Annotated in this window: 9 protein-coding genes; 6 read left to right on the top strand and 3 right to left on the bottom strand. The window is 61.4% G+C overall.

What is annotated here, in order from left to right; genetic code table 11:
- Positions 1 to 94 precede the first annotated feature (94 nt).
- Complete coding sequence (locus tag DW136_RS08820) at positions 95 to 2,311, bottom strand: acyltransferase family protein (protein WP_118289436.1); 2,217 nt, start codon at positions 2,309 to 2,311, stop codon at positions 95 to 97.
- A gap of 187 nt (positions 2,312 to 2,498) precedes the next feature.
- On the opposite strand from DW136_RS08820, the gene DW136_RS08815 reads away from it, so the two are divergent.
- The 5 genes from DW136_RS08815 to DW136_RS08795 all read left to right on the top strand — a co-directional run bounded on the left by DW136_RS08815 (position 2,499) and on the right by DW136_RS08795 (position 7,637).
- Complete coding sequence (locus tag DW136_RS08815) at positions 2,499 to 3,470, top strand: ribokinase (protein ID WP_117583667.1); 972 nt, start codon at positions 2,499 to 2,501, stop codon at positions 3,468 to 3,470.
- A 27-nt stretch (positions 3,471 to 3,497) separates the two neighbouring features.
- Positions 3,498 to 4,472, top strand: coding sequence for a nucleoside hydrolase (locus tag DW136_RS08810; RefSeq protein ID WP_117583666.1), 975 nt, complete (start codon positions 3,498 to 3,500; stop codon positions 4,470 to 4,472).
- 103 nt (positions 4,473 to 4,575) lie between these two features.
- Positions 4,576 to 5,064, top strand: coding sequence for an S-ribosylhomocysteine lyase (locus tag DW136_RS08805; RefSeq protein WP_117583665.1), 489 nt, complete (start codon positions 4,576 to 4,578; stop codon positions 5,062 to 5,064).
- A 144-nt stretch (positions 5,065 to 5,208) separates the two neighbouring features.
- A complete protein-coding gene (locus DW136_RS08800; RefSeq protein WP_117583664.1) occupies positions 5,209 to 5,853 on the top strand; it encodes a DUF4867 family protein in 645 nt (214 codons plus the stop codon).
- Between the two features lie 353 nt (positions 5,854 to 6,206).
- Positions 6,207 to 7,637, top strand: a complete 1,431-nt coding sequence (locus tag DW136_RS08795; RefSeq protein WP_117630016.1) for a 6-phospho-beta-glucosidase — start codon at positions 6,207 to 6,209, stop codon at positions 7,635 to 7,637.
- Positions 7,638 to 7,734: 97 nt separating this feature from the next.
- On the opposite strand, the gene DW136_RS08790 is transcribed toward DW136_RS08795, so the two are convergent.
- Entirely contained in the window at positions 7,735 to 9,000 is a 1,266-nt protein-coding gene (locus tag DW136_RS08790; RefSeq protein WP_158549353.1) for an ATP-binding protein, read from the bottom strand.
- Between the two features lie 383 nt (positions 9,001 to 9,383).
- Entirely contained in the window at positions 9,384 to 12,152 is a 2,769-nt protein-coding gene (gene mgtA / locus DW136_RS08785; RefSeq protein ID WP_117630015.1) for a magnesium-translocating P-type ATPase, read from the bottom strand.
- Positions 12,153 to 12,588: 436 nt separating this feature from the next.
- Here mgtA and pyrE point away from each other — a divergent pair, with 436 nt between their 5' ends.
- On the top strand, positions 12,589 to 13,272 hold the full coding sequence (gene pyrE, locus DW136_RS08780) for an orotate phosphoribosyltransferase (RefSeq protein ID WP_117630014.1): 684 nt from the start codon (positions 12,589 to 12,591) through the stop codon (positions 13,270 to 13,272).
- The last annotated feature ends 74 nt before the right edge of the window (positions 13,273 to 13,346 follow it).

Here is a 13,346-nt window from a genome sequence, read left to right as displayed (position 1 = left end):
CAAACAGGCCGCCGCCATGGGCTGCGGCCTGTTTTTTGCCCGCGACCTCTTGGGGCCGACTCTAAAAGAGTGATTTTGGGTTGTTTGCTGCGGGTTACTTGTCGGTGCCCAGCTTGTGCGGCTTGAGAGCGAGCGCATTGACGAGTGCGTCGGTGGCAGATTTGACGGCTGCCGGCTGCGGATCGTTGACGTGATCCTCGGGGTGTACGGGCAGGTCCTTCTTGACTGCATCGTGGATCAAGTTGAGGTACTCAGTCACGCCAGTGGTCGACAGGTGCGTGCCATCGCCATCGAACAGGTCGTTGCGATTGGCGCTGTATCCGTACCAGTCGATAACGCGCACGTTCTTGTAGCGCGTAGCGGCGTTGGCGATGGCCTGGTTGGTAGAGCCAACCCACGGCTGCGGGCTGCGCGTGTTCACAAACACCACGATACGCTTATCTCCTGCATCGGCCATGATGGCGTCGATCTGGTCGTCGGTTACCAAGCCGTTGGTGCCCAGGGCAAAGACCACGATCTTGCCGGCAAGGTTCTGCTGGATATAGCCCTCAAATGTCGCGCGGCCCGCATCAAACTGGCGGCCCTTTTCGGCATCGATATGGCTGTGCGGGAACACGCCGTCAAAGGTGTCCACGGCACGCAGCGACACGGAGTCGCCGATCATAAGCAGATCGTAGGAGCCATCGGGGAAGCCGTCGTTGTCCTTGTCGGTGTCGTCGGCCGCCTGCTGGTCGGTGGGCGCGGTGTTCTTGGCTTCCTTGTTCAGAACTTCGGCGCCCTCGCCGCTCAGCGCAGACGTCTCGGGCACAAAGATCAGGCCGCCCAGTGCAACGACCAACACGACAGCGCAGGCTGCGCAGGCAGGGACGTGCGCGCGCACCCAGTTGGCGGGCGTGGCGGTGCCGTCGCGGAACTCGGATACGGTGCGCCCAAAGGCGCCCTTTCTAAACGGCGTCTCGATAAAGCGATATGAGCATTCGGCCACGGTGACCACCAACAGCACCTGCAAAATGTACTGCCACCACGGTGTATCGTTGATGTTGGCGACCGGGTTCATAAGCAACAGCAGCGGATAGTGCCACAGGTAGATGCTGTATGAGCGCTTGCCAACCCACACGAGCGGCTCGGCGGACAGCGCGCGGGCAACCATTCCCTGGGGCTGCACGCAGGCCGCGATGACCATGAGCGTGAGGATGGAGCATAACAGCGTGCCGCCGCGATACTGGAACGCGGTGTAGCCGTTGGTGAGCGCGACCATGGCGGCAAGGCCAACCAGACCCACGACGCCCAATACATCGATGGATGCGGGCGAGGACCAAAAACGCACGAGGGCGCTCGGCTGTGCCGGGACGGTCTCGGCTGCGCCGTCGGTCGTAGCGTCATGCTTGCTCTCGGCGTTCTTGCCGTGCTTGGCGGCGTCAGCCAGGCGATTGAGCCCCAAACGATGAGCGAGACGCACCGGCGCCAGGTCGCGATCGGGGATAAAGGCCATCCAGGCGCCCAGCAGCAGCGAGAACACGCGGGTGTCGGTGCCGTAGTACACGCGGCTGGGGTCGGCGGCGGGGTTATAGAGCACCATCATGGCGATGGCGGAGACAGCAGCCAGGCCCAGAACCACGCGGCGCGTGTTGGGCTTGCTCATGTGCATGGATACCATAGCGAGCAGCAGCGGGGGCCAAACCAGGTAGAACTGTTCCTCGATGGCGAGCGACCAAAAGTGCGTAAGCGGCGAGGGGTCGCCCAGAGCATTGAAGTACGAGACGTCCTGCATAATCTGCCACCAGTTGTTAAAGAACAGCAGCGACGGCAGGATGTCGGGGCGCATCTTGGTGAGCATCACGTGGTTAAAGATGGTGCACAGCGCGCAGGTCACGAAGACTACCGTTACCACGGCGGGGACCAGGCGACGGATGCGGCGAATCCAGAAGCTCTTAAGGTCGATGCGGCCGGTCTTAGCGACTTCGTTGAGCAGCAAGCGCGTGATCAGATAGCCCGAAAGCACAAAGAAGATCGTGACGCCAAGCAGGCCGCCCTGAGCCCACGTGAGGTTGAGGTGATAGAGCACCACCGCGACGACGGCAAGCGTGCGCAGGCCGTCAAGGGCAGGGATGTAGCGGGACTTGGGGCGAGCAGGCGTCTGCTCCGCGGCGGGAGTGTTGGCGCGGCTCGCGTTGTTGGCAGAAGCGCGATGGTGGCTCGCGGTGCGTCGCGGCTCGTTGGCACGGCGCTCGCCCTTCACGCGTTCGTGCGGCGCCGGCTCGTTGCCCGTGCGGCGTCGACCGCGCGAGCCCGATTGCGAGAATTGTTCCATAAAACATCATCCAATGACGAGAATAATCAGCACGTATTCATTGTAGCTGCCTGCCCCTGTGAATGCTTGCTGCTGGCGCAAGCTCAAGCGCGCGTCCACATCAAAGTGAACTAAAGTTATAGGGGGTGCGAGGGCGCACAATCGATGGTCGACGGTGGGCATAAGGCCCGCAGATGAGGAGGTTTCCATGGCAGATCGCGACATCATTGCGGTGTTCGGCAGCATGAACATGGACCTTTCGGTGGCGTGCGAGCGCATGCCGCGTGCGGGCGAGACCGTCGGCGGCAGCGGGTTTATCACCAACGCCGGCGGTAAGGGCGCTAACCAGGCCGTTGCCGCCGCGCGCATGGGTGCGCGCACATGCATGATCGGCGCTGTTGGACGTGATACCTTTGGCGATGCGCTTGTGGCGGGGCTCCAGGATGCCGGCGTGAGTGTTGAGTTCGTGGCGCTTCGCGATGACGTGGAGACCGGCACCGCGACTATCATTCGCTGCGAGGGCGACAACCGCATCATACTGTCACCGGGCGCCAACCATGCGCTTGCGGGCGCGGACGTTGCCTGCGCGTTGAGGCGTCTGGTGGCCCATGAGCTCGACGGCGACGCCAGCGAGATTGCCCCGGCTGCCGGAAGCGTCTTTATCGCCCAGGGCGAATGTGACCTTGTGGCGACGGCCGAGGCGCTTGTTTGCGCTCACGAGCTGGGGTTCTATACGGTCTTTAATCCAGCGCCCGCCTGCGAGCTGCCTGCGGAGGTCTGGCCTGCGGTCGACCTGGTCTGCCCCAACGAGACCGAGTGCCAGGTGCTGACGGGCATTCTGCCCACGGATGATGCGAGTTGCGTCGCCGCGCTCAATGCGCTGCTCGACAAGGGCGCCGGGGCTGCGGTCATCACGCTAGGCGGTGCCGGCTCAGTTGCATTTGGCGATGACGGTGAGCTGCTGCGCATGCCGGCACTTTCGTGCGCGGTGGTCGATACGACGGCCGCGGGCGATACGTTTATTGGTGCGCTTGCGGCGGCTCGCCTGGAGGGCCTGCCGCTCTTTGAATGCATGGCCGCCGGCGCCCGTGCCTCGGCGGTGACGGTGTCGCGTTTGGGCGCGCAGCAGTCGATTCCCACGCGTGCCGAAGTTGGGCGCATGTTTGGTTTAGACGATTAGTACAAGACGGAGAAGCGGAGTAAAACAATGGCAACTAAGAAGCTGATCCTTGATCTGGATATGGGTGTGGACGATGCGATGGCGCTTGCCTATGCCATCGCGAGCCCCGAGGTGGAGCTCGTGGGCATCACCACATGCTTTGGCAACGTGCGCGTCGAGCAGTCGGCGCACAACTGCCTGGCGGTGCTCGACCTGTTGGGCCGTCCCGAGGTGCCGGTGTACCTGGGTGCCGACCGTCCTCTGCAAGCGACTGAGCCCTATACGCCGCCGGCGTCCACCGCGCTCATTCACGGCAAGAACGGCATCGGCGGCGCGAGCGTGCCCGCGTCGCCCTACGAGCCGGTGGGGGCGACCTCGGCCGACGGCAACGCTGCGGTCGATTATCTGATCGATGCCGCGCGCACCTATGGTCCCGATCTGGTCTACGTAGCGACTGGCCCGCTCTCCAACCTAGCGCTCGCCCTGGAGCGCGATGCGGCGGCGATGATGTCCATCGGCCGCGTGGTCGTGATGGGCGGCGCCCTTACCGTGCCCGGTAACGTGAGCGCGGGCGCCGAGGCCAACATGGCGAGCGACCCCGAGGCAGCCGACGCGGTGCTGCGCTCGGGCCGTAAGCTCACCATGGTGGGCCTGGACGTGACGCATCGCGTGGTGCTCACGCGCCGCGACATTGCCGGCTGGACGGGTTCGGGAACCATGGCCGGCTGCGCATTTGCGAGCATGGTCGAGCACTACATTGGTTCGTACGAGATGAACGCGTCCTACCTGGGCGGCTGCGCGCTGCACGATCCGCTGGCGGTTGCCGTGGCGATTGATCCCACGCTCGTGGGTGCGCTCGGCTGTAACCTGCGTGTTGACTTGCTGGGTGAGTATCGCGGCCGCACCATCTGCGATGAGCGCCGCGTGGCAGATCCCGACAAGAGCACACTCGTGGCGCTGACCGTCGATACCCCGCGCTTCCTGTCCGAGTTCAAGGCCCGTATGGCCCGTGTCCTTGGCTAAGTTGTCTTTTTGGGACGGGGCTTTTTTGACTGGTATGATTGGTGCGACCATTCGAACCAGCTAAAAGAGCCCCGTCCCAATTTGACTATCGAGAGGATCTGCCATGGAGCGCATCGCGAGCTTTTCCGTTGACCATCTGCTGCTTGAGCCCGGCGTGTACGTGAGCCGCATCGACCGCGATCCGGCGACCGGCGCCGCCGTCACCACCTTTGACCTACGCCTGACCACGCCCAACAAAGAGCCGGTCATGAACACGGCCGAGTGCCACACCATCGAGCACCTGGGCGCGACGTTCCTCCGCAATCATGCCGAGTGGTCGAGCCGCATTGTCTACTTTGGGCCCATGGGCTGCCGTACGGGCTTTTACCTGGTTGTCTTTGGTGAGCTGACGAGCGAGGAAATCTTGCCGCTCGTGCGCGAACTGTTCGAGTTTGTCGCCGGCTTTGAGGGCGATGTCCCCGGTGCCGCTCCCGAGGAGTGCGGTAACTACCTGGACCAGAACCTTCCCATGGCAAACTGGCTCGCGCGCCGCTACCTCGACCGCGATCTGGCCGATATCGATGAGAAGCACCTGCACTATCAGCAGGCATAAGAGCTTTATCGCCCAAAACGAGCGCATTGGGCGTCTTCGCTTATGCGGGGGCGCCTTTTTGTTGATTGGTCGGGACGAGCGTTCAAAATCGCTCATGTTTGTTCTAGAATGTTCGTATAGTCACATTTACAAACAGGAGTGAACATGCATATCTACTCTGTCAACGATCCCGAGTTCAAATCCTATGGCAACGTTTGGGATAACGTTCCGTCCGTGCTCACGTCGCCCGTGCTCGAGGCGCTCTCTGCCACGCCCATCCCCGAGGGCAGTAAGTACGTAGCAAGTGCGCCGGAGCTCGAGGGCGTCAAGGATGCCGACAAACTGGGCTTTCTCATGTTTGGCGGCCGCCCCTTCCAGCTCGGCTGGTGCAACGGCCACAACACACGCCTCAACTGCCTGGAGTATCACCGCGCCAGCGAGTTTAACCTGGGCGCCCGCGACTTTATCCTGCTCGTGGCGCATCGCTGGGAGATCGAGGACGGCAAGCTCGACACCGCGTGCGTCAAGGCGTTCCGCGTGCCGGCGGGCAAGGTCGTCGAGGTATTCAACACCACGCTTCACTACACGCCCTGCATGGTCGACGACGGCGGCTTCCAAGTGATGGTTGCGCTGCCGGCGGGTACCAACGGCCCGCGCCCCGAGGCGGCGGCCGACATGCCCGCGGCCGGCGACAGCTACTGCTACTGGAAGGCCGACAAGTGGGTCCTCTGCCACGCCGACAGCCCCAAAGCAGCCGAAGGCGGCTACGTAGGCCTCGTCGGCAAGAACCTCGACATCGCCTGCGACTAGAATCTTCCATCTCGATCTGTAACATCTAGCGGGCTAAATCGTCTCTACCTGTTACAGATTTAGACAAACTGAAGGGGCTGCCCGAAAAATCTCGATCTGTAACACCAGGCCCGGTTTTGGCTGCCTAACTGTTACAGATCGAGACAAACCGGGCCCAATCCGCCGCAAAGGTGCCTGTCCCCTTTGTGGTGGTTGGCGGTTTGGGCGGGCAGGTATCAAAAAGTGTCAGACGGGGGCGGCTGCCGGGCGTCTGTGCGCGAAAAGAAGTGCCGACCTGCGCCGTTGCCGTTGAGTGGCGCGCTGCTTACGGGGATACTGAAGCCACGACAAACAGCGTGTGAAAGGATCGATGCATGGCTTTCCGTAATGACTTCCTGTGGGGCGGCGCGACGGCTGCCAACCAGTGCGAGGGCGCGTACAACGTTGACGGTCGCGGCCTGGCCAACGTGGATGTGGCGCCGCACGGCCCGGAGCGTTACGCGGTGGTCTCCGGCCAGCGCAAGATGCTCGACTTCGAGGACGGCTATTACTATCCCGCGCAGACCGGCATCGATTTCTACCATCACTACAAGGAGGACATTGCCCTCTTTGCCGAGATGGGCTTTAAGACCTTCCGCATGAGCCTGGCCTGGACCCGTATCTTCCCCAACGGTGACGAGGCCGAGCCCAACGAGGCCGGCCTGGCCTTTTACGAGGACGTGTTCCGCGAGTGCCAGGCGCACGGCATCGAGCCGCTCGTGACCATCACGCACTTCGACTGCCCCGTCCACCTCATCAAGGAGTACGGCGGCTGGCGCAACCGCAAGCTCATCGACTTCTACAAGAACCTCGCGACCACGATCTTCACCCGCTACAAGGGCCTGGTGAAGTACTGGCTCACCTTCAACGAGATCAACATGATCCTTCACCTGCCGTTTATGGGTGCCGGCCTGGTCTTTGAGGAGGGCGAGAACAAGGAAGCCGTCGAGTACCTGGCCGCCCACAACGAGCTCGTCGCCAGCGCTTGGGCAACCAAGATCGCCCACGAGATCGACCCCGAGGTCAAGATCGGCTGCATGCTCGCCGCGGGCACCTACTATCCCTACAGCTGCCGTCCGGGCGATGTACGCCAGGCTCAGCTTGACAACCAGGACAATTACTTCTTCGTCGACGTCCAGAGCCGCGGTTACTACCCGGCCTATGCCGTCAAGAAACTCGAGCGCCTGGGCATCGATGTGGGCATGACCGACGAGGACCGCGAGGTCCTGGCTGCCAACACCGTCGACTTCATCAGCTTTAGTTACTACAGCACCCGTTGCTCTGCCGGTGCCGACAACCCCGATGTCAAGCGCACCCAGGGCAACGCCTTCGCCGGCGCCAAGAACCCCTACCTGCAGGAGAGCCAGTGGGGCTGGGCCATCGATCCGCTGGGCTTCCGCATCACCCTTAATGACCTGTACGACCGTTATCAGAAGCCGCTGTTTGTGGTTGAGAACGGTCTGGGTGCCAGGGATGTTGTCGAGGAGGATGGTTCTATCAACGACGACTACCGTATCGACTTCCTGCGTCAGCATATTGCCGCGATGCGCGATGCGGTGACCGAGGACGGCGTTGACCTGCTGGGCTACACCACCTGGGGCCCGATCGACCTGGTCTCGGCCGGTACGGGCGAGATGTCCAAGCGCTACGGCTTTATCTATGTGGACCGCGACGACGCCGGCAACGGCACCCTCAAGCGTTCCAAGAAGAAGAGCTTTGACTGGTACAAGAAGGTTATCGCCACCAACGGCGAAGATTTGGCCTAGGCGTTCTCAACAGCAATAGCATCCTAACCAAGGCGCCCGGCGAGCAGCCTATGCCCGTCGGGTGCCTTGTTAAAAGAAGTAAAAACTTGCAATTGCACTACGGCGCGAGCACATCCAGCGGAACAACTTGGACGCCGCGGTCAGTGACATAGGCTTGTGAACCAAATCCAATGATTACGACTTTCGAAACTGGCGGGTTGTTTCCGGCGGCAACCATACGCTTCTCGACAGCAATAAGGCTGTCAGACGCCTCTTCGATTTGGGCGGAGCTGAGCTTGATTTCGACCGGGATCCACGTTCCACCGGGAGCCGCAATGACTGCATCGACTTCTAGATCGCGAGAATCGTGATAGTGATAGAGGCCCATTCCATTTGCCTGCGCATAAACCCACAAATCATGAAGGGCCAACGATTCAAAAAGCAGCCCAAGCGTCTTGAAATCTAGCAGCAATGTCGCCGGAGTCGCTCCGAGCGCAGCGGCCGCCAGTGACGGATCAGCGAGATGATGCTTCTTCGATTCTCTTAAGTGCACGGGAGATCTCATTGCGGGGTTCCATGCGGGAATATCGCGAACGAAACTAACCCGAGCGAGAAGGGATATATATGATGCCGCCGTTTGTCTCGATACTTCTCCACCAAGATCGGCTACGAGCGTCTTGAGTGTCGCCAAAGTGGATTCATTGCGCGCAAGCGATTCGATGACAGCTTTGACCTTTTCAGGGTCGCGGCGAGAGCCGTCGACACGAGACAAATCTTCTTCGGCGACTATGCCGATGTAACGTTTCGCCATCGCCGACGCAGCCAGCGCATCGCGACCGACCGCCGCGGGCCATCCGCCACGGACAACGTACTCGGCAATCGAGGCGGAATCCAGCGATCCGAAAGCGCCATTGAACTTTTCGCCAGAAATAATGCCCGACAGCTTAACCGCGCCGCTGGATTTCCCAAGCTCGAAAAGCGTCATGGTATCCATGCGCAATTTAGCGAACCTTCCAGCGCCACTGTGCATTGGACGTTCGTCGTCTCGCGGTGTCGCTGACCCCGTAAATATGAACTGACCAGGCTCGCCGCTGCGGTTGTCGCACTCAAACCGTGCCGCGTCCCAAAGTTTCGGAACCTCCTGCCACTCGTCAATCAGCCGCGGCACCTCGCCGGAAACGGCAAGAGCCGGGTCAGTCTCGGCACGCAAGCGATTCTCGAAGTTGCGGGACGGGTCCATGAGAAGGAGCCTGGACGCCGCACGGGTCTCGGCCGTGGTCGTCTTTCCGCACCATTTCGGTCCTTCGATGAGAACGGCGCCGAATATACCCAGCAGCTGGTCAAGCTCATTTTCGATAATTCTAGTGTAGTACTTCTTTGGCATAATTATCACCATTGTTTACCAGTACATTTAACCAAATATACAGTTACTATTTAACCAAATATCAATTCTTTGGTTAACCATATTTACGCATTTCAATTAACGAAACAGATTAAACATGTACTGTTTGAGTTGGCACTTGGGAAATCTCTCGCTGGGCAATCCGTTGCTACGGCTGAGGCCTCTTCGTCGAACCGACACCCCCGGCGAGCAACTTATGCCCGCCGGGCGCCTTGTTAAAAGAAGTGAAAGAAAGCAAAAGAAGTTAAAACTTGCAAAAGAAATTAAAGCGGGGGTGAGGGGCGTTTTTAGCTGTTTTGGGCCGCCGCGGCCAGCGGGGGCGGGTCGCGGCGGCCCAAACATCCTTGACGAGGGTGCCTGTGGAGTTACAGCAGTTCGCCGTGGCGGGCGATGTAGCGGCGCTTGGCCAGCTGGGTGAGTGCGATGTAGGCGGCGACGATGCTGACGAGCAGCGCGAAGAAGCTCGGCGGCAGCGGCATGAGGTCTAGCGCATCGGCGATGGGGCTTGCCGGCAGCCAGGTGACGAGTACCAGACCCAGCACGGTGAGAGCGCACAGTGCCGGCGCGGCGTGGTCGCGCGCGCTCGGCAGGCGCGGGGAGCGCAGCATGTGGATCACGAGCGTCTGCGACCACATGGACTCGACAAACCAACCGCTCTGGAAGAGCGCCGTAAAGGCCGCCATGCCTGCGACGTCGCCTACAGCGGCAAGCTCTGCCCAGCTTGAGCCCACGGCGGCGGGGCACACCACAAAGAAGAGCACGGCGAAAGTCACGATATCAAACAGTGAGCTCACGGGACCCAACTCGAGCATAAAGCCCTTAATGGACGCGGCATCCCAGGCGCGCGGACGGGCGGTCCAGGCGTCGTCGACGGTGTCCCACGGCAGCGCGATGCACACGATCTCGTAGACCAGCGACAGCAGCACCAACTGCAGAGCGCTCATGGGCAAGAACGGCAAGAACAGGCTCGCGACGGTCACGGATAGCACGTTGCCAAAGTTGGAGCTCACCGTGGTCTTGAGGTACTTGAGTAGGTTGCCGTAGGTGCGGCGGCCTTCGATGATGCCGCGCTCGAGCACGCCCAGGTCCTTCTGGAGCAAGATGATATCGGCAGATTCCTTGGCAATGTCGACGGCCGAATCGACCGAGATGCCGCAATCGCTTGCACGCATGGCGGCGGCGTCGTTGATGCCATCGCCCATAAAGCCCACGGTGTGGCCGAGCAGCTCGCGCATGACACGCACCAGACGCGCCTTCTGCAGCGGCGAGAGCTTGGCGAAGAGGTGGGTGTTCTCGGCGCGCTCGGCAAGTTCGGCGTCATCGAGCGCATCGATCTCGGAGCCCAGCAAGACGTTGCTCGCGTCGATACCGATCTGTTCGCAGACGGTGGCCGCGACGCGGTCGTTGTCGCCGGTCAGGACCTTGACTGCCACGCCCTTGGCCTCGAGGGTGGCGATGGCGCCCACGGCACTTGCTTTGGGCGGATCGAGGAAGGCCAAAAAGCCCATCAGCACCATGTCGCACTCGTCGGCGATGCCAAACTCACCCACGCAGCGCGGATTGGTCTTTTGCGCCACGGCGATCACGCGCAGGCCCTCGGCATTGAGTTCGGCGACTTGCTTGCGAATCTGGGCGAGCTTATTTTCGCTGAGCGGCTGGGCGACACAGTCAACCTCGACAAAGGAGCAAATCTCGAGCATTTCCTCGGCAGCTCCCTTGGTAACCATCTGGGTTTTGCCCTGGGCGTCGGCGACGACTACGCTCAGGCGACGGCGTGAGAAATCGAAGGGCACCTCGTCGACCTTGGTATAGCGGTCGCGCAGGCTCTGGCCCAGCGTGGAGTCGGGCGCGACAGTCGAGGGCGTCACGTCGGCACGGTCGATGACGGCCAGGTCGATAAGGTTTTTGAGGCCGGTCTGGAAGAAGCTGTTCAAAAACGCATGGCGCAGCACGCGTGCGTCCTCGTTGCCGTCAGTGTTGAGATAGCGCTCGAGCACGATGCGGTCTTCGGTGAGGGTGCCGGTCTTGTCACAGCACAGGACATCCATGGCACCGAGGTTTTGGATCGCCGGCAGCTCCTTGACGATAACCTGGCGGCGGGCGAGGTCCTTGGCGCCCTGCGACAGGCTCGTGGTCACGATGACGGGAAGCATCTGCGGCGTGATGCCCACGGCCACGCTCGTGGCGAACAGCAGCGCGTCGATGACGCTGCCCTTGGTGGCGGCGTTGATGGCAAAGACGGCCGGCGCCATAACGAGCATAAGGCGTACGAGCAGCATGGAGACGCTCGAGACGCCGCGGTCAAACGCGCTCTTCTCGCCGCGCCCGTTGAGCATCTTGGCGATGCCGCCCAGGTAGGTGTCCGAGCCGGTGGCAACGACAAGTGCTATAGCGGTGCCGTTTTGCACGGAGGTGCCGGTAAAGACGATGTTTTTGCAGGCAGAGAGCGGCAGCGCGGGGCTGCCGGCACCCTCGGCGACGGTGATGGCAGCGGTCTTTTCGACGGCCTCGCTCTCGCCGGTGAGTGCGGACTCGATCACAAACAGGTCGCGCGCGGTGATGATGCGGGCATCGGCCGGCACCATGTCGCCGGCAGAGAGGCGGATCACATCGCCGGGGACGAGCTCGTCGAAGGGAATCTCGATGCGCTCGCCGCCGCGCAGGGCACAGCAGGTGTTGGAGACCAGGTCCTTGAGGGCCTCGGCCGCATTGCCGCTGCGGGCCTCCTGGATAAACTTCATGCCGCCCGATACCAGCAGCATGATGCCGATAACGATGACCGTGGAGGGGTCGCGCTGGGGCTCGGGCACGGCGAGCACGTCGATGTAGAGCGAGACCAGTGCGAGGGCGGCGAGGATGCCAGCGAAGGGATCGACGAACGCGTCGGCGATGCGGCGGGCGAGCGTCTTGGTCGGCGCTTCGATGGTGTTGGGGCCGACGGCGCTCAGGCGCTCGGCGGCGCGCTCGGCGGTGAGGCCGTTTGCCGTGGCGTCAAGCAGTACGAGAGTGTCCTCAGCACAATGGGTGGCGGCGAATATGGTGTTCTTGGGCAGGCCGGCGTGGGCGGCAGGGCGCGCCGTGCGGCGGCGCTTGGAGATAGCTTCGAGTACCGTAGCGGTTTTGAGCATCAGCATAGGGTCCTCCTTGTTGAAGGGAGTTAGCGTACGTGTCGTATTTGCTTCAAAAAACCTAGATGTCGCTCACGTCAAGCTCGCGAACCGCCACAAAGGGGACAGGCACCTTTGTGGCGGTTTTGACGATCGGTTCGTGACGCTTATGCGAATACGGAATCCTCGCGGCGTGCCGAGGGCGACATGCAGGTTTTTCGACTATGACTGCCTTCCATGGCACACCTCCTTATGGACGGGCGCAGCGCGCTTTGGGTATCTCGTACCCGTTTTAATCCGCCCGTATTCTTGATGAGGGGGTTTGTCGTGTCAACCCCTTTGTTTGGAAAACCATTGCCCCTGACAAAGCCTTTACAGAATGCCGAGGCCCCAAAGCGCGCCCGCAACGCGCCCTGCCTGCGCTAAACTGGAAGGCACGTACGCGATTACGAGAGGAGCCCGCATGGAGGCTTACAAGCAAGAGTTCATCAAGTTCATGGTCGAGTCCGACGTTCTTAAGTTCGGTAGCTTTACGCTCAAGAGTGGCCGTCAGTCCCCGTTCTTTATGAACGCTGGCGCTTACGTGACGGGCTATCAGCTCAAGAAGCTGGGCGAGTATTACGCCCAGGCCATCCACGATAACTTTGGCGACGACTTCGATGTGCTGTTTGGACCGGCCTACAAGGGTATTCCGCTGGCCGTCGTGACCGCAATTGCCTACCACGAGCTGTACGGCAAGGAGGTCAAGTACTGCTGCGACCGCAAGGAGGCCAAGGACCACGGCGCCGATAAGGGCAACCTGCTGGGCTATGAGCCCCAGGACGGCGACCGCGTGGTCATGGTCGAGGACGTCACCACCAGCGGTAAGTCCATCGACGAGACCTATCCCAAGGTTAAGGCTGCTGCCGATGTCGAGATCAAGGGCCTCATCGTGTCCCTCAACCGCATGGAGGTCGGCAAGGGTGGCGTGACCACCGCGCAGAAGGAGATCGAGGCCAAGTACGGTTTCCCCGTCGCGAGCATCGTTTCCATGGCCGAGGTCGTCGAGACCCTCTACAACCACGAGATCGACGGTAAGGTCGTCATCGATGACGAGCTCAAGGCCGCCATCGACGCCTACTACGAGCAGTACGGAGCTCGGGAGTAGGTAGTTACGCGGGTTTACCAACCCGCGTAACCAGTTGACGCTGCAAACCCGCCAGAGCGGCAATCTGCCTTTCA

Origin of the sequence: Collinsella sp. AM12-1, from assembly GCF_003472325.1 — a bacterium.
Classification (GTDB): domain Bacteria; phylum Actinomycetota; class Coriobacteriia; order Coriobacteriales; family Coriobacteriaceae; genus Collinsella.
Note: the sequence above shows the minus strand (reverse complement) of the source record. Positions and strands in the feature narration are given on the sequence as shown.